The organism is Flavobacterium sp. UMI-01 (assembly GCF_019656315.1).
In the GTDB taxonomy this organism is placed as follows: domain Bacteria; phylum Bacteroidota; class Bacteroidia; order Flavobacteriales; family Flavobacteriaceae; genus Flavobacterium.
Window position 1 is genome coordinate 236,489 of record NZ_BPLU01000008.1, and the last position, 15,106, is coordinate 251,594.

Consider the following 15,106-nt stretch of genomic DNA (forward strand, 5'->3'; position numbering starts at 1 on the left):
CATGGCACAAAAAATTAAAACCAAAGTATCAAGCTACAAAGGGGTAGGCTGGGACAAAGCAAGTCAAAAATGGAAAGCTACAGTTACTGATAAAAGAGTGACTTACGAGTGTGGTTATTTCGAAGAGGAAAGGGCAGCTGCTAAAGCAAGAGATTTGAAAATAATTGCTCTTAGATTAAACAAACCATTGCAAATTTTAAAACCAGTATGATGAAAGCACTATCCATAAAACAGCCCTGGGCAAGTTTAATTGCTCATGGAATCAAAGACATCGAAAACCGCACTTGGAAAACCCACTTTAGAGGTCGAATTTATATTCATGCTTCAGCTTCTGGCATGACTGTGTGTTTTGACGGAGAACAAAGAGAGGTTTTAAAACAACTAGAAAAACCGATTGATATTACTCCATTATCAGCAATTATCGGAGAGGTAGAAATCATTGACTGCGTTATCAATCATCCGAGTATTTGGGCTGAAAAGACAGATTTTAGTCAAGAAGATCCAACAACTATTTGGAACTGGGTTTTGTCCAATCCAGTACTTTATGAAAAACCAATACTGAACGTAAAAGGAAAATTGAGTTTTTGGGAGCCAGATATTGATATCGTAGAATGTATTGGTTGCAAAGGCAAATTCAATTATGAAGAAATGAAACAAGATGAAAGTGAAGAAAACTTTTGTACTAAATGCTGGGAGGAAATGTCTCCAGTTATGATTAAAGAAACAAAAGAATGCAATGATCGTGACAAGCTTTCAGAATTTGGAAAGGTTGTAACTGTTAAACAATCAGATAATGATTTTGAATTCCTAATTAGAGACGGCTTTTCTCAAAAATTTGATAACACAATGGCATGCATGAAAGTTTGTCTGGAAATAGCTAAAGGGTATTCGTATGTAAAAAAATGCATCACTGAGGATAATAAATTTCATTTGATACTCACTAAAGAGATAAAAAGTTATGATTCCTCCTGTTGAAGATTGTTATTTCCTAAGTAGAGAAAACAACATCATTTATGCTAATCATACACATGGTGATAAAACCCCTTTGATTAAGTTACATCAAAATTTTATTGATGTAAATATATTATCAGGAGAAGGGTATGAGTACATGGTCAAGTATATGCAAATGCATCCTCATTTATGGGAATACATTCTGCCAAAGGTCAAAAAAGATAAACAATTGAGTTTGTTTTGAAATCCCTTGATACTTCCAAATTGTCAACCCAATATTGCTTAACGATTTATGAGTAAATTTTTAAAAGATTATTTTTCGTACATTTGATACGTTTCAACTAAAATTTATATTATGAAAAAAATTATATTACTACTTATAGCAATCATTTTATTTGGATGTTCATCATCTAGTGATGATAAAGATATTGTAATAGATGCCAAATATAAATCAGTACAACAAAGATTAAATGAGAATGAATCTCCATTATCAATTTATAACAACGGAATTATTATAGATTCTTTATATGGTAAAACATATAAAGGGGGATTAATTTATTACCTTAATACATCAAATGGAACTGGTCTTGTGGCACATTGGCAAGACAATTCAAATGCTGTTAATTGGGGTGGTTCAGCTGATATTGCAGCAGCTAATAATACAATAATAGGTTCTGGATTATCTAATACAAATGCAATAACAAATTATTATATAAGTACTAATACCGCTGCTGATTATTGTGATAATTTAGTTTTAAATAATTATTCTGATTGGTTTTTACCGTCAAAAGATGAAATGTTAATGATGATTAATGTACTTAAAGATAAGCCAAATGTATACTTTGGAGCAGTTACAGGATATTGGACTTCTTCAAATTATGATTATGAAAATGTGTGGATGATTCGTTCAAATAAAACTCCAACTGTATTTTTAAAATATAATTCCGTAATAAATTACGACGTGAGAATAAGAGCAACTAGAGCATTTTAAACTAGGGATTTAATTTAAACTCGTTCTAAATTTATCAAAAACCTATAAAAATGTAGCATTATATGTTACAAATGAAGTAAATTTGTTCCTTTAAGTTCTTTTTTTTAATTACCGGTATTGTGAAGTAATAAAATTGTTGTATATTTGAAATGCAAAACAATTATAATACTCAAGGTTAAGCGTCACCGCCTAACCAAAATATCGGTTAAGGCGTTTTTTTATGCCTACGAGCAAGATTTACAATATTGAAGATCGAGCCGTTCAGACCCCCGCAATAGTGTCGTAATGGTACTATTAAATAACCTTGAGAAAGATTGTTTTGCAACGGGAAAGCTGGATGGCTTTTTTTATTGTGTAATTTTAAAACCATAATACAATGCAAAACAATCGAAATGGTATTAAAGCGAACAACAGTAGCTTGATACAAAGAATCAAAAACCTTTTATTTGGTCAAACTGGACCAAGAGAGATTCATACTCACGTGTACATCAAACGCTCTGATTTATCACCTAGAGCTCAACAGTCAATGGATGCTTTATTTAATGAATTATTTTCTCAACCTTTTAATCAATAGCACCATGAAAAAGTTAGAGAAAAAGAGATGTGTAGTAGTGCCTATTCTAATGGATGCAATATTATTTGCTAGAATCAGCAATAGAATGATGGATATTCTTAATGCTTTCAATCCCAAAGTAACAGAACAAGAGTTTGAACCCGAAGTACATTATCATGGTATATGTAATGCCATTACGGTATTAAAAATAAAAGATGAAAACCTGGATAACATTCTAGAAAATATTTTTAATGATTTTGTGTATGGTAATAATGCAAAACAAATGAAAGAATCAGACCTAGAAGTCAGAGAATTAGCGGATATTATATTTGCTAAATGGTCAATCGCTATCAAAAAGTATAATTCATCATATAAAATCGCTGTCTAATGGAAAATAGTTATATTTTTGCACCGTATTGCGCTCCCAATTGCAATACGAATGTAAGAATTCCCAAGTTCTTACCATGCATATCAGTTTCTCTTACGGCTTGTAATTATCAATTTTTTAATTTTTAATTACGTATTATGAAAAATGAAGTTTTCAATTTTGGCAATCATGAAGTACGAGTAGTGGTTGCTGAAAATAATGAACCAATGTTCGTTGCAAAAGATGTGTGTGAAGTTTTAGAATATTCTTCAGCAAGTGACGCGTTAAGAATTTTAGATGATGATGAAAAGCTGATACGCAAATTATGCGTAGCAGGTCAAAACAGAAATGTTAATGTTATCACTGAGAGTGGTTTATATTCTTTGGTATTGAGGAGCAATAAGCCAGAAGCAAAAGCCTTTAAAAAATGGATAACATCTGAAGTTTTACCATCAATCCGGAAAAACGGAATGTATGCTACAGCTCCTACAATCGAAAACATGATTGATGATCCTGATTTTGCTATTGGATTATTAAACAAGCTCAAACAAGAGCGAGAAGAAAAGGAGCGATTAATGCAACAAAATCAGCTACAAGATGAACAACTTAAAATAGCTGCTCCAAAAGTCCTTTATGTTGACGAAGTTTTACAAAGTAAATCTACTTACACCACTAATCAAATTGCCAAGGAATTAGGCATGAGTGCCATTGGTTTGAATAACGAGTTAAAAAGCCTTGGAATCCAGTACAAACAATCAAACACTTGGTTGTTATACGCTAAATATCAAGACAAAGGTTATACGAAAACCAAGACGCACACCTTTACAGATAGTCATGGTAATACTCAAACCGCTATGAATACGGTATGGACTGAGAAGGGGCGATTGTTTATTCACGATAATATAAACTTTAAAAAAGCAATGTAAATTAAAACCACTCCTAAGCGAGTGGTTTTTAAATTATTACTAATTATGTAGTATAATGTGTTACTTTTGTGTGATGATATTTCTAAATTATGAAATCAAATAACTTAACCATAAAGCAAGAAAAGTTTTGTCAAGCATATATAAAGCTTGGAGATAAATCAGCGGCCTATCGTGAGGCTTATTCTGCCGAAAGAATGAAAGCAAACACCATTCATCGTAAAGCACAGGAATTGTTTAATAACGGCTTGGTTACGGCAAGGATAGAGGTATTACAGGATGAATTGAAAAAACGAAACGATATTACCATAGATGAAATCGTAAACGGTCTTGCTGATATGCTTCAATTTGATGTAGCTGAATTGTATGATGAAGATGGTAAATTGAAAAACATTCACCAAATCCCTAAAAAAGCTCGCTTAATGATATCTGAATTGCATACAGATGAGATATTTTCTAAAAACAAAGTTATTGGCCAATCTAAGAAAGTAAAGATATTTGACAAGCTCAATGTAGTTGAAAAACTAATGAAGCATTTAGGAGGGTATGAGAAAGACAATAGACAGAAAGAAACTATCGTAAAGGTTTCGGTATCAAAAGAAGAAATAAAACAAATTTCCGATGAACTAGAAAACGAGGTGTAAATTTTTTTATTTAGAATGTAGTATAATATGCTACATTTTTTATTATATTTGAATTATCTAAAATCATTTAGCCATGAAATAGTATTATTTGAGTTTAAACAAAGAAGCCAGTCAGTTAATGATTGGCTTTTTAAATGGGGAAGTAGCTCAGGGAGTAATCCAATGGTTAGAGCAAGAGTTAGTATCGTAATGGAAAAAGCTAGAGGTCAGCGGTTCGAATCCGTTCTTCTCCACAACAACCACGAAGATCGAAAACATAGCTGAAGGAGTTTCAATAGGCGTCATTTTAAAATTCAGCAAAAGTGAGATAGCATAATTGGTAATGCGGTTGCCTTTTAAGCAGCAGATGAGGTTCGAATCCTTAATCACACCAAAGAACAAAATAAAAGCCATTCAAGGGTGATAAGCCACCCACATGGAACCATTCGGGTTGGAAAAGCTCGTTAAATCATTACGTGATACGTGAATTAATGGGATTTTGTCGGGTACATTATCAATAGAACGTAGAAAATCTGAGTCGTATAGCGTTGATTAGAGGAAGTGTTTTTGAATTCTAATCTATAAAAAATCAGATGTGAATGGCTTTTATTATAAATTTTAAAGAATCCAGTAAAATCAATACCTGAGTCAACATTGCTCCTACGGTGGAGACAAATAAAATAATCTCATGATTACAACCAATCAAATCCAAAACACAGAAACTTTCAAAAATCTAGTCACCTCAAGTCCTTTCTTAGAAAAAATACTTTTAAAAAGAGCAACAGTTGAAAGTGTCCAACGAATAGTGTATCAAATTAAAAAATTTGGTGAAGAATACATAGAGGATAAAAACTACCTAGATAGAGAGGTAAAAATTGCCAAAGAAATTATTGAAAATCTAAACTCTTAATTACCTATGAAAATTGAAATTGATAACGGACGTATATTCTTGGATGGTAAGGAAACAATTGATCCAGTACTTATTGGGTATGCAGTTTTAGATTATGCTGAAAATTCAGTAGTTGATTTATCAACTTTAAAGCAAAAGTATCACGATTACATTAAAACCCGCAATCATAGAAAAACGATAGAGCGTGAAATGCTTATTGATTTGATTATATCAAAAAACTTGACAACACCTCAAAAACTGGCAGTAGAAGCCAAAAAAATAAATATCTCTCAAGCTACTTGTTACAATGTTTTTGCTTTTCTAAAAGAAACAGGTATTGCTGATTTTTCAAGCAGCTGGAATTAATAACAAATGGAAGCTATTGCAGTAAATGAAGCCAAAAAGCTAAAAGTAGCCAAAGTAAAGTGTTTGAAAAGCATTCTATTTCATACACGGTACTTCTTCATGGAGCAATACAAAAGAAAGTTTGTTGTCAATTCCCATCATGAGCAAGTATGTAATGTTCTGGAACAAGTATTGACAGGGAACCTAGTAAAAGTAATCATCAATATCGCTCCTCGATATTCTAAAACAGAATTAGCAGTAAAAAACTTCATTAGCCACGCATTAGCGCTTAATCCAGCATCAAGATACATTCATCTTTCTTTCTCCGATAGTTTAGCCTTGGATAACTCCGAAGCAGTTAAGGATATTTTGAAACTGGAAAAATACAGAATGCTATTTCCTGATGTCGAAATAAAAAAAGGATCAGACTCTAAAAAGAAATGGTACACAACTGCAGGTGGTGGTGTATATGCTACATCAACTGCTGGACAGGTTACAGGTTTTGGAGCTGGAGCCGTTGATAAAGAAAATGAGGATGATAATGAGGAACTAGATTTAGATTTCATTGAAACCAAAGAAGAGTTTGCAGGGGCTCTAATTATTGATGATCCAATTAAGCCAGAGGATGCTGAGAGTGAAACCAAAAGAGAAAGAATCAATGCTCGTTATGATTCAACAATCAAAAACCGTGTCAACAGTAGAAAAACCCCTATTATCATCATGGGTCAAAGAACCCATCCCAATGATTTATCTGGTTATGTTATGGAGAGTGACGGTTTTACAACCGATTTAGAAGAAGCCAAATCCGATTTATCAAAATGGTTTTTGTTAAGCATTCCAGTAATTCAAGAAGATGAAAACGGTAACGAATATGCGCTGTGGGAATTCAAACATTCATTGGAAGAACTTCGAAAAATGGAAGACACTAATAAACATGTGTTTGGAACGCAGTACATGCAGAACCCACAGCCAAAAGAAGGATTGATGTATGATACATTCAAAACCTACACTCATATTCCTGCAACTGCCAAAACCATCAGAAAAGCATATATAGACGTAGCGGACAAAGGGAAAGACAATTTATGCTCTATAGTCTATGATGAACTAGAGCATGGATGTTATGTATTGGATGTACTTTATACGAACCTACCAATGAGGGATACTCAACCCATGACAGCAATGCAGCAGGCTAAATTTAAAGTAAATATTTGTCGTGTAGAATCAAATAATGGAGGAGAAGGATTCGCTACTGAAGTAGAAAAACAAACCCGAATATTAAAAAACCACCTTACAACATTTAAAACCTTTCATCAAGGAGACAATAAAGAGGTCCGAATTTTTAACAATTCTGCCAAAGTAAATAACCTGGTATATATGCCTGTAGATTGGAAAACAAGGTGGCCACATTTTTATAAGCACGTTACCAATTATTTAAAATCAGGTAAAAACAGTAGTGATGATGCTGAGGATTGTTTAACCGGTGTAGTAGAATATTTCGGAGAAGATAAATTAACAACAGGAACTCCTGCATGGGCTGGAGTGTTTAGATAACTAATTATTTTAAAATTATGGAAGAAAAAATTCATAAAGACCGTATCGAAGAAGTGAAGCAAGAAGCACATCACAATCAAAAGGAATTTTTAGGAAGCGTTAGGCCTAGAAAAAACCACACTTTATTCGAAGTAAACCTAGAAACAAACACTATCGAAAAAGCGGTGTTTGATGCATTGCCAGCGATAAGCTTTGAAGATGCTGCCAAAGGAAATCTAACAGCTAAAAAGTGTAAAATCACAAAGAAGCCTAATTGTATTTACATATCTGCTTTGAATAAGAAAAACGTAATCAAGATTTTGGAAAGGAATTTTAACGTAACACAATTTTAAAAAAATGGAAAAATCTAACGAACAAGATGTTAAGAGCAGGTTTTTTGCTCAATATTGGGGGCAAGAAATAGCTAAATACCCATCAAATGTTTCTATTCTAAAATGGAGCGTAAACGATGCGATTGCTCAAGGTGTAGAAAAAAGACATTTAGAGTTAAAGTCAATTGAAAATGTTACCGATAATGATATTCTGGAGTGGATGGACTATCAAGATTTGTTTAGAAAAGATAAAGGTAATTTTATAAAAAGATTTAGAAATTCTTATAACAGTGAAACCTGTTTTTCTGTTGATTTTGCTGATTTTTTCAGAGGAAAAGGTTACGCTATGCCTTTTATGAAATACTCAATAAAAGATTTAATTGCATTAGGCTGGATAAAATTAATTTAATTAAAAATATAGATCATGAAAGGAATATTAGATATTGAAACAGGCGGTTTTTCCATTACCAAAAATGGAGTTTGTGAAATTTGCTTATTGGCAGTCAATCAAGATAATGAAATAGTGGATACTTTCCATACATTCATAAAACCATACACTAGAGAAGATGGCTCTGATGAACTCGTTTCTTATAAAGACGATGCAATGGCTATCAACGGCCTTACAGTTGATAGATTAATCGAGGAAGGTGTTGAGGTTGTCGAAGCGATGCAAAACTTAAAAAACTTCATCATCACTCATGGAATTGAAGTTGTCATAGGACACAATTCGAATGCATTTGATATTCCTAGAGTTGATTATTTACTCAATCGATTTGCCAATTTCGGTATCGATTTATTAGCCAAACTAGATACTATGCTGATGGCTAAATCAAAACACAAACTACCATCGTACAAGCTCGAAGCCCTATGTGAGCATTTCGGAATCATCAATGATGATGCACATACCGCTTTTGGAGACACCAAAGCTACTTTAAAACTTTTTGTAATCTTAAATAACTAACACATGGACGCACAGTTTTTAACCGAGAATCTATTAAATCCAGTTGAATTAATACCAGCAATCAAGAAAGAACATAACTCCACTTTCGACAAAAAATTATTTGATGAGTATAATCCTCAAAAACACAAAGTCAATAATAAAACCTATCGGAAGGATAAAAACATCTTGATACCAGACCCATCAGGAGCTATAAGAGAAGATGGTACACCGGTTATGATTCCAACCATTGAAAAAGTAAATAGAATTGCTATTCCAATGCAAAAATTAATTACCATTAGGTCAACTGCATTCTTAACTAGTGGAGGAGTGTCGTTCAAAAGTAAACCTGAAGGAACTGCTCAAGAAAAAGCATTGGAACGATTCAAAGAAATTTGGAAAAAGAATAAATGCTACTACAAAAACTCAGAAATAGGAAAAGCAATTTATTCAGAAACCGAATGTGCTGAGATTTGGTACACCCGAAAAATTAGCGACAAAGAATTCGAAATCAAATGCAACATTTACAAACCTAGTGATGGTTATGATTTGATTCCCATATTTGATAACAACAGGGATATGATTGCCTTTGGTTTAGGATACAAAACCGAAAAAAATCAAGAAAAAATAGAAAACCTTGATGTCTATACAAGAGATAAATTATTTAAATACGAAGCCGTAAATGGTAATTGGGTATTGGCCTCTGGTGATGGCGTTGTAAATCCAGTTCCATTGATGTATGGCAAAATACCAGTGGTTTACTACTCAACGAAAGAAGCCATTTGGACCGATGTACAACCTATTATTGAAAGGTTGGAAAACCTAATATCTAATTTTGGAGATACTAATGATTATAACGGTTCTCCTATTCTTGCAGCTTTAGGTGAAATAAAAGGCTTTAGTTCAAAAGGTGAGAGTGGAAAAGTAGTTGAACTATCTGAAAATGCCGATTTAAAATATGTGAGTTGGGATCATGCTCCAGAAAGCATCAAACTAGAAGCAGCTAAGCTAGAGGATTACATTTACACCTGTACGCAAACACCTAATATTTCATTCGAGCAAATGAAAGGTTTAGGGGCTGTATCTGGTGTCGCCTTTGAAAGAATTATGATTGATGCACACCTTAAAGCTAAGGACATGCAAAACGGTGTTTATGGTGAAGGAATTCAAAGACGTTGTAATTTCTTGGTAAGTGCTGTAAGCGAATTGTATCCAGATTGCAAAGGGGCTCAAGATTTAGATATCACACCTGAATTTGAATTATTCAAAATTGATGATAGGGTTGAAAAGGTGGATATGCTTATGAAAGCTAATGGAAACAAACCTTTGATGTCTCAAAAAGATAGTATCGGAGAATTTGGTGCTACTGATGATGTAGATAAGACCTATGAAGAAATTAAAGCAGAAACTGAAATTAAAGAACCAATAAAATAAAAATTATGAAAGCAAGCGATTTAAAAAAAATAAGCAGAACGGCTAAAGAAATTTTTGATAATATACAATCAAATAATAAAGCAAACCCTAGTATTTGCAAACATTTTATACCACATTTTGATTATGTATCACCAGAGGTTCAATTAGAGTTAATCGCAATGGGATTCAAGTTAAGTCATGGTAAAGGTTTTGCAAATGAAGATTGTTTAGTTATAGAATGGTAAACTCATGAAAAAAGTATTAATTATTGGTAGCTTTTGTTCCTCTGTAGGAATCGCAATAGCTGAAGCAATAGGACGAAAAAAGTGTATTGATATTGTTCTTAATGATAATGTAAGTCAAAAAAAAAAATTAAAAACCTCTTCTCATAGATCTATGTATGGGAATTATAAACCTAAAATACCCTTAGTACCAGAACCAAGCAAGTTTATTAGCAAACCAAAAAACAATTTTAGAAAAAGGTTTAATATTTAAAATCATAAACTAAACCACTCCTCACCGAGTGGTTTTTTAATTTAAATTTGCTTTATTTTTATTTAGACTAAATAAGAATAATTTTTATTACATTTGTTACTAATTAACAGTTAATTAAAAAATATTCATTATGGCAGTAGAAAAAGGGTTAGTGTTGACAGCAATTGAAACCAAATTCAAGGGTAAGTCACTTAGTAAAACTTTAAAGGATAATCTAGCAACTAAATGGGCGGCTAAAATCGAAACGGATGCGGATATTGATGAATACATCAATGATCGTGAAGATATAGTTTTAGAAGCATCAGCAGAAGCAGATAGACGTGTCACGGAAGCGGTTAAAATAGCTAACGAAAAAAATAAGGAGGGTAAAGATCTATCTAAAAAAGATGATACTGTAATTCTTGATAATGATGCGCCTGAATGGGCTAAAGCATTATTAAAACAAAATCAGGATTTATCTGAAAAATTAGAAGTTTTTCAAACTCAAAACCAACAAAAAACCTTAGAGGAACGATTCAAATCTAATCCAGACTTAAAAGGAATTCCTGAATTTATGTTTAAAGGCAGAATTCCAAAAACAGAGGAGGAGTTTGACACAGCAGTTCAAGAACTAAAAACAGATTATACAACTTTTGCCGAAGCAAATAAATTGAGTAATCTAGGGCTTGACATTCCAGGAGGTGGTAACCAAAAACCAAATCCTATAAAAAATGAAGTTCCTGCAGAGGTGAAGGCCTTTGCCGAAAAATTAAAAAATAGTACTAACTAAAAATCACATCACATGAGTGGAGGAATGGGAATTACCCAAACACCAACGAAGTCTGGAATCCCTGTCTATCAGGGAACATCCAAGGACATTCAATTGTTACAAGGAGGATGTCTATTAAATACTACTGGATTAACCGCAGGAGCTACAATTCCAGCAGGTACTCCAGTTGTATATGACGAAACAACACGTGTAGCAAGCATTTTGCACAATGCCACAGCGCATGCAAATGCAGCATCAAATGCAGTAAACTACCAAGTGTTAAAAGGTCATAGTTTAATCGTAGGAGATTATTTAGCCAGTGGAGCAGTAGGAGGAAAAGCCTATGCAATTACAGCTATTGATACATCAAATTCTGGTTATGACGTATTGACCGTAGGAACTACAATCGGAGCGGTTACCGCTGGCGATTTATTATTTGCTTCCACAGCTGAAGGTGCAACTGCATCAGCTTTGCCTGCAATAAATGGGTTGACTTACGACGAAATCATCGTGAGCTCTAATATTTCTTTATCTGTAGTAATTCGTGGAACGGTTTACGCTCGTAGAGTGCCATGGTCAGCAGCTATTGAAGCATTGTCAGGATTAAAACATTTCATTTACTCTAAATCTTACTAATCATGATAGTACCTTCATATTTTCAAGAATTGGCCTCAAGCCAAAGTATGCAATTCTTGTTAGATGCTTCTCAGCAAAACTTACAGGAAAAAACATTGTGGAGAAAATACCTAAATTTAGGTTTGCCACAAGTTTCATTAACATTTGATTCTGCTATTGGTAGAGAAAGAATTGAAGCTGCTGCATCAATTGTAGATAGCGATGCTTCTGCTCCGTTAAGAAGCCGTAACAAATTGGAACTTTACAAAGGTAAAATTCCAGCGATTAAAGAGGCTTTCAAAATGACTCAGGACGAAATGAGACAACTGGAAATGTTAAGAACAATGAACCTTAACGGAACCAGCGATTCACTTATTTCTTTTTTGAATAAAGACCTTCAGGAAGCAGCAGTTTCAGGAGATAAGAGGGTTGATATTATGCTTTTGCAAGCAATGTCAACTTTAAAAATCAATGTAAATGCAACAAATAACCCTGATGGGGTTATTTATGGTGAAATTGATTTATTAGCTAAATCATACCAAAAACAAGGAGTTCCTGTAGTTTGGACGGATGCTGCAAATGCAGATCCTATTACCGATATTATGAACTTCACACAATGGGCGTGGGGAACTAAAGGAATTCAGTTTGGAATGATGACCATGTCTTATGATATGTGGTTGAATTTTATTAAATCGGCTAAAGTAAAAACATGGTTGGCTTCTTTCTTCAACATCGGAAAAGGAACCTCTTCATTTGCAATTACTTTGGATAATGTAAATATGGCTTTATCTGCCAACAAATTACCAACGATTGATATCATTAATCATGTATCCCACATTGAGAAAGATGGTAAACCTACCTTTTACAAAGCTTTTGATGTGAATGCAGTTTCATTTATGCCAATGGGTAAAATCGGTACTTTGTTCAATGCAGTTTCAATGGAGAAATTACATCCAGTGGAAAGTGTTTCTTATGCGGATTTCGGACCTACATTACTTAAAAAGTATGCCGAAAACAACCCATTGACTGAGTTTACAGAAATGGAAATGAACGCTTTCCCATCTGTAGATGTGGATAGAATCTTCATTCTTACTACTAACGTTGTTCAAGCATCATTTGAAGGATAATGTATTCTGAAAACGCCATATCAGCAATTGCTAACCGTATTGGTTGGGGTAAACCACAAGAGGGTGGCTTCACTATTAATTTAGATGAAGCCATCCAAAATGGTACAAGTAAACGAAACTTCCAATCGTTTCACCAATTGGTAACTGTTGAAAATATTTTGGCTGCTCTTCCTGATCCAGCTATTGGAGATGATGATTTCAATGCAAAATTATATGAGATTAGAGATAATGCAGCTAGATCAATTTTGACTTTGATAATTGACTTGAATCCTAATAGTATTTCGAATAAAGATTATTCTAGCGTTATAACTAATAATCCTGTTTTATTTGATGATGCACTAGGAAACGCTGTAGCTATTAGTGTATTGGAACTTTTTATTTCAACTCAAAGAAGAAACTTTAGAGAACGCTCCACTCAAATGGCCGTTGCTTCCCTAAAAGTAGAAATTGAAGGTTGGAAAAACGAATCTGGAATCACAGTAGCCAATGGATTAGGACAAAAATTGGATAAAGCAGTTACAATGGCCACAGAGAAGTTATTTCCAATAAAAAAAACAGTCACTTTTAAACAAATTTGGTAACCATGAATTACAACAACTATCCATCCATAGGTATCGATCACAAAATTAAAATCTTGCAAAATGTACTTGCTACATCATTAGGGTTTAATACTGTAGATTTTTATGGCCGCACTTTGAGAGGGATAGACAAAAACGGTGATTCATTATCGCCAGAAGTGATGATTTCTAGCACAGAGTCAAAAGAAGTTTATTACGATGATGCAAAAGCAATTGGAGGAAATGTATTTTTTATTGATGCAAATGATCACATAACCAAAGATGGTATCATGTTCACGGCTAAAATTAAAATCGTTTTCATGCTGAATTTGAACAAAATTAAGTCAGAACCAATAACAGATGCACAAGCTCATGATATTGCTGTTAAGCAAATACAAAAAACAAGGTCAGTTACGATAACCGGACTTGAAAAAGGATTGGATAATGTACTGAATGATTTCAATACTGAAAACATCAAACTACAGGACACAAGACCATTTCACATTTTCGCTGTCACAGCTGATTTGAATTATACATTTAATTGTAACAACTAAAAAATAGAACCTATGGGGATATTAGTAGAATGCGCCAAAGATGGCGTTTCAAATAAAAACACAGGGGCAAAAGAACAATGCCTTGAAGGTGTAACTATTCGTCATGCATTAGCAACAGACGAGCAAGAGTTCGCAACGGTCGCTTCATTCAAAACATTAGCAGATTGGAAAACCGATCGAGACTTAAAGAAAATAATTCCTCTTTATGCTATCGAAGAACTTGCAACAGCAGATACTGAAGATACTTATTTTGAAGGGAACAGCCGTTATTTGACAAAAACAGGTAAAAAAATCAGAACATTCAACTGTATGTTAGGGCTTTGTTCTCACAACGCTTTGAAATCGTACAACGGTAAAAAAATGCGTGTTTATGAGTTTACAGATGCTCAAGAAATCAAAGGAGTTTCTGTTGATGATGTTAAAGTAAGAGGTCAATTGGTAACAATTACTGTTGGAAAACGTATTGATGCTTTGGCAGACAAACCAGCTTATACACCAGTAACGCTTCAGTACGAAGACTACAACGAGTTTGAAGATAATGGAGTAATTGTAAAACCTACATGGTCTAACATTGAGCTTGATGGTATCTTCGACGTGTCGATTGAATTAGTAAGCGCTACATCTACTCAAATCAAATTCACTGTAAATGGTGGATGTGCTGGTGATGATTTCATCACTTCTTTAGAAGAAGGAGATGTGACTTTAAAAGATGCTGGAGGTTCTGCAGTAACGCATTCTTTTGTAGCAGCTGATGCCAATGGAGTGTACACCTTAACAGGTACAGGTTTTGCAAATGGATTGTTAATTGATTTAGATGGTGTGGTTTCCCAAACAGAAGCATCATACGAAAGTACAGGACCAGCTACTGTAACTGGTATCTCGTAGTGAATAAGAATCAATACAAAGGAATAACGTTTTGTGAAACTTGGAAAGAGGGAAACAAAACGTTTGAACAGTTCAAAGCTGAGTTTGAGGATGTTTGGGTTTTCAAAGTCTTGCAACCAAAAGAAAGATTGGTTGAACTGAAAAAAGCTTTTCAAATTGCGATATCTAACCCTAAAAAGGCAACAGATACTAAAGCAAAAGAAAGCAAACCAGTTTCAAAATAAAATTATTCTTATTGAACAAGAGGTCACAATCAGTAATGGTTCGACCT

24 protein-coding genes and 2 tRNA genes are annotated in these 15,106 nt (G+C 33.7%); all 26 read left to right on the forward strand.

Translation table 11 applies throughout. From position 1 onward, the window contains the following. Position 1 precedes the first annotated feature (1 nt). The 26 genes from K5R64_RS05480 to K5R64_RS05610 all read left to right on the forward strand — a co-directional run bounded on the left by K5R64_RS05480 (position 2) and on the right by K5R64_RS05610 (position 15,059). Complete coding sequence (locus K5R64_RS05480) at positions 2 to 211, forward strand: AP2 domain-containing protein (protein ID WP_220761645.1); 210 nt, start codon at positions 2 to 4, stop codon at positions 209 to 211. Further along, the gene (locus K5R64_RS05485) at positions 208 to 975 is read left to right on the forward strand and encodes an ASCH domain-containing protein (RefSeq protein ID WP_220761646.1); all 768 of its coding nucleotides are present in this window, start codon (positions 208 to 210) and stop codon (positions 973 to 975) included. Before K5R64_RS05480 ends, K5R64_RS05485 begins: the two co-directional genes overlap by 4 nt. Then, on the forward strand, positions 959 to 1,195 hold the full coding sequence (locus tag K5R64_RS05490; protein WP_220761648.1) for a hypothetical protein: 237 nt from the start codon (positions 959 to 961) through the stop codon (positions 1,193 to 1,195). The genes K5R64_RS05485 and K5R64_RS05490 overlap by 17 nt, the downstream gene beginning before the upstream one ends. A 111-nt stretch (positions 1,196 to 1,306) precedes the next feature. Beyond that, complete coding sequence (locus K5R64_RS05495) at positions 1,307 to 1,942, forward strand: hypothetical protein (protein WP_220761650.1); 636 nt, start codon at positions 1,307 to 1,309, stop codon at positions 1,940 to 1,942. Positions 1,943 to 2,318: 376 nt separating this feature from the next. Continuing rightward, complete coding sequence (locus tag K5R64_RS05500; RefSeq protein WP_220761651.1) at positions 2,319 to 2,516, forward strand: hypothetical protein; 198 nt, start codon at positions 2,319 to 2,321, stop codon at positions 2,514 to 2,516. 4 nt (positions 2,517 to 2,520) lie between these two features. Then, entirely contained in the window at positions 2,521 to 2,883 is a 363-nt protein-coding gene (locus tag K5R64_RS05505) for a hypothetical protein (RefSeq protein ID WP_220761652.1), read from the forward strand. A 137-nt stretch (positions 2,884 to 3,020) separates the two neighbouring features. Next, positions 3,021 to 3,788: a phage antirepressor KilAC domain-containing protein gene (locus tag K5R64_RS17145; protein ID WP_255580305.1), complete on the forward strand. Its 768-nt coding sequence runs from the start codon at positions 3,021 to 3,023 to the stop codon at positions 3,786 to 3,788. Positions 3,789 to 3,877: 89 nt separating this feature from the next. Next, positions 3,878 to 4,429, forward strand: coding sequence for a terminase small subunit (locus K5R64_RS05520; RefSeq protein WP_220761653.1), 552 nt, complete (start codon positions 3,878 to 3,880; stop codon positions 4,427 to 4,429). A gap of 136 nt (positions 4,430 to 4,565) precedes the next feature. Then, positions 4,566 to 4,662, forward strand: a tRNA-OTHER gene (locus tag K5R64_RS05525). 69 nt (positions 4,663 to 4,731) lie between these two features. Next, a tRNA-Lys gene (locus K5R64_RS05530) sits at positions 4,732 to 4,802 on the forward strand. A 294-nt stretch (positions 4,803 to 5,096) separates the two neighbouring features. Then, entirely contained in the window at positions 5,097 to 5,318 is a 222-nt protein-coding gene (locus K5R64_RS05535) for a hypothetical protein (RefSeq protein WP_220761654.1), read from the forward strand. Positions 5,319 to 5,324: 6 nt separating this feature from the next. Then, complete coding sequence (locus K5R64_RS05540) at positions 5,325 to 5,663, forward strand: hypothetical protein (protein WP_220761655.1); 339 nt, start codon at positions 5,325 to 5,327, stop codon at positions 5,661 to 5,663. A gap of 6 nt (positions 5,664 to 5,669) precedes the next feature. Beyond that, a complete protein-coding gene (gene terL / locus K5R64_RS05545) occupies positions 5,670 to 7,193 on the forward strand; it encodes a phage terminase large subunit (protein ID WP_220761657.1) in 1,524 nt (507 codons plus the stop codon). A gap of 17 nt (positions 7,194 to 7,210) precedes the next feature. After that, positions 7,211 to 7,525 (forward strand): hypothetical protein, encoded by a 315-nt coding sequence (locus tag K5R64_RS05550; RefSeq protein WP_220761659.1) that lies wholly within the window; start codon positions 7,211 to 7,213, stop codon positions 7,523 to 7,525. A 4-nt stretch (positions 7,526 to 7,529) separates the two neighbouring features. Continuing rightward, positions 7,530 to 7,913 (forward strand): hypothetical protein, encoded by a 384-nt coding sequence (locus K5R64_RS05555; protein WP_220761660.1) that lies wholly within the window; start codon positions 7,530 to 7,532, stop codon positions 7,911 to 7,913. A gap of 15 nt (positions 7,914 to 7,928) precedes the next feature. After that, positions 7,929 to 8,465 carry a 3'-5' exonuclease gene (locus K5R64_RS05560; RefSeq protein ID WP_220761662.1) on the forward strand — a complete coding sequence of 179 codons (537 nt, stop codon included), beginning with the start codon at positions 7,929 to 7,931 and terminating at the stop codon, positions 8,463 to 8,465. A 3-nt stretch (positions 8,466 to 8,468) separates the two neighbouring features. Further along, positions 8,469 to 9,875: a phage portal protein gene (locus K5R64_RS05565; RefSeq protein ID WP_220761664.1), complete on the forward strand. Its 1,407-nt coding sequence runs from the start codon at positions 8,469 to 8,471 to the stop codon at positions 9,873 to 9,875. Between the two features lie 5 nt (positions 9,876 to 9,880). Beyond that, on the forward strand, positions 9,881 to 10,099 hold the full coding sequence (locus tag K5R64_RS05570) for a hypothetical protein (RefSeq protein ID WP_220761666.1): 219 nt from the start codon (positions 9,881 to 9,883) through the stop codon (positions 10,097 to 10,099). 4 nt (positions 10,100 to 10,103) lie between these two features. Next, positions 10,104 to 10,349 carry a hypothetical protein gene (locus K5R64_RS05575; protein ID WP_220761668.1) on the forward strand — a complete coding sequence of 82 codons (246 nt, stop codon included), beginning with the start codon at positions 10,104 to 10,106 and terminating at the stop codon, positions 10,347 to 10,349. Positions 10,350 to 10,479: 130 nt separating this feature from the next. Continuing rightward, positions 10,480 to 11,118 carry a hypothetical protein gene (locus K5R64_RS05580; RefSeq protein ID WP_220761670.1) on the forward strand — a complete coding sequence of 213 codons (639 nt, stop codon included), beginning with the start codon at positions 10,480 to 10,482 and terminating at the stop codon, positions 11,116 to 11,118. A 12-nt stretch (positions 11,119 to 11,130) separates the two neighbouring features. Next, positions 11,131 to 11,733: a hypothetical protein gene (locus K5R64_RS05585; RefSeq protein WP_220761672.1), complete on the forward strand. Its 603-nt coding sequence runs from the start codon at positions 11,131 to 11,133 to the stop codon at positions 11,731 to 11,733. Positions 11,734 to 11,735: 2 nt separating this feature from the next. Continuing rightward, the gene (locus K5R64_RS05590) at positions 11,736 to 12,839 is read left to right on the forward strand and encodes a major capsid protein (protein ID WP_220761674.1); all 1,104 of its coding nucleotides are present in this window, start codon (positions 11,736 to 11,738) and stop codon (positions 12,837 to 12,839) included. After that, positions 12,839 to 13,420 (forward strand): hypothetical protein, encoded by a 582-nt coding sequence (locus K5R64_RS05595; RefSeq protein WP_220761676.1) that lies wholly within the window; start codon positions 12,839 to 12,841, stop codon positions 13,418 to 13,420. Before K5R64_RS05590 ends, K5R64_RS05595 begins: the two co-directional genes overlap by 1 nt. Positions 13,421 to 13,422: 2 nt before the next feature. Next, positions 13,423 to 13,950: a hypothetical protein gene (locus K5R64_RS05600; protein ID WP_220761678.1), complete on the forward strand. Its 528-nt coding sequence runs from the start codon at positions 13,423 to 13,425 to the stop codon at positions 13,948 to 13,950. Between the two features lie 12 nt (positions 13,951 to 13,962). Beyond that, a complete protein-coding gene (locus K5R64_RS05605) occupies positions 13,963 to 14,835 on the forward strand; it encodes a hypothetical protein (RefSeq protein ID WP_220761680.1) in 873 nt (290 codons plus the stop codon). Further along, positions 14,835 to 15,059 carry a hypothetical protein gene (locus tag K5R64_RS05610; RefSeq protein ID WP_220761682.1) on the forward strand — a complete coding sequence of 75 codons (225 nt, stop codon included), beginning with the start codon at positions 14,835 to 14,837 and terminating at the stop codon, positions 15,057 to 15,059. The genes K5R64_RS05605 and K5R64_RS05610 overlap by 1 nt, the downstream gene beginning before the upstream one ends. Positions 15,060 to 15,106: the final 47 nt, after the last annotated feature.

Bases quoted from the DNA above. Each gene is read 5' to 3' on its own strand.
- K5R64_RS05480 (WP_220761645.1), top strand. From the start codon at position 2: ATGGCACAAAAAATTAAAACCAAAGTATCAAGCTACAAAGGGGTAGGC.
- K5R64_RS05485 (WP_220761646.1), top strand. From the start codon at position 208: ATGATGAAAGCACTATCCATAAAACAGCCCTGGGCAAGTTTAATTGCT.
- K5R64_RS05490 (WP_220761648.1), top strand. From the start codon at position 959: ATGATTCCTCCTGTTGAAGATTGTTATTTCCTAAGTAGAGAAAACAAC.
- K5R64_RS05495 (WP_220761650.1), top strand. From the start codon at position 1,307: ATGAAAAAAATTATATTACTACTTATAGCAATCATTTTATTTGGATGT.
- K5R64_RS05500 (WP_220761651.1), top strand. From the start codon at position 2,319: ATGCAAAACAATCGAAATGGTATTAAAGCGAACAACAGTAGCTTGATA.
- K5R64_RS05505 (WP_220761652.1), top strand. From the start codon at position 2,521: ATGAAAAAGTTAGAGAAAAAGAGATGTGTAGTAGTGCCTATTCTAATG.
- K5R64_RS17145 (WP_255580305.1), top strand. From the start codon at position 3,021: ATGAAAAATGAAGTTTTCAATTTTGGCAATCATGAAGTACGAGTAGTG.
- K5R64_RS05520 (WP_220761653.1), top strand. From the start codon at position 3,878: ATGAAATCAAATAACTTAACCATAAAGCAAGAAAAGTTTTGTCAAGCA.
- K5R64_RS05535 (WP_220761654.1), top strand. From the start codon at position 5,097: ATGATTACAACCAATCAAATCCAAAACACAGAAACTTTCAAAAATCTA.
- K5R64_RS05540 (WP_220761655.1), top strand. From the start codon at position 5,325: ATGAAAATTGAAATTGATAACGGACGTATATTCTTGGATGGTAAGGAA.
- terL (WP_220761657.1), top strand. From the start codon at position 5,670: ATGGAAGCTATTGCAGTAAATGAAGCCAAAAAGCTAAAAGTAGCCAAA.
- K5R64_RS05550 (WP_220761659.1), top strand. From the start codon at position 7,211: ATGGAAGAAAAAATTCATAAAGACCGTATCGAAGAAGTGAAGCAAGAA.
- K5R64_RS05555 (WP_220761660.1), top strand. From the start codon at position 7,530: ATGGAAAAATCTAACGAACAAGATGTTAAGAGCAGGTTTTTTGCTCAA.
- K5R64_RS05560 (WP_220761662.1), top strand. From the start codon at position 7,929: ATGAAAGGAATATTAGATATTGAAACAGGCGGTTTTTCCATTACCAAA.
- K5R64_RS05565 (WP_220761664.1), top strand. From the start codon at position 8,469: ATGGACGCACAGTTTTTAACCGAGAATCTATTAAATCCAGTTGAATTA.
- K5R64_RS05570 (WP_220761666.1), top strand. From the start codon at position 9,881: ATGAAAGCAAGCGATTTAAAAAAAATAAGCAGAACGGCTAAAGAAATT.
- K5R64_RS05575 (WP_220761668.1), top strand. From the start codon at position 10,104: ATGAAAAAAGTATTAATTATTGGTAGCTTTTGTTCCTCTGTAGGAATC.
- K5R64_RS05580 (WP_220761670.1), top strand. From the start codon at position 10,480: ATGGCAGTAGAAAAAGGGTTAGTGTTGACAGCAATTGAAACCAAATTC.
- K5R64_RS05585 (WP_220761672.1), top strand. From the start codon at position 11,131: ATGAGTGGAGGAATGGGAATTACCCAAACACCAACGAAGTCTGGAATC.
- K5R64_RS05590 (WP_220761674.1), top strand. From the start codon at position 11,736: ATGATAGTACCTTCATATTTTCAAGAATTGGCCTCAAGCCAAAGTATG.
- K5R64_RS05595 (WP_220761676.1), top strand. From the start codon at position 12,839: ATGTATTCTGAAAACGCCATATCAGCAATTGCTAACCGTATTGGTTGG.
- K5R64_RS05600 (WP_220761678.1), top strand. From the start codon at position 13,423: ATGAATTACAACAACTATCCATCCATAGGTATCGATCACAAAATTAAA.
- K5R64_RS05605 (WP_220761680.1), top strand. From the start codon at position 13,963: ATGGGGATATTAGTAGAATGCGCCAAAGATGGCGTTTCAAATAAAAAC.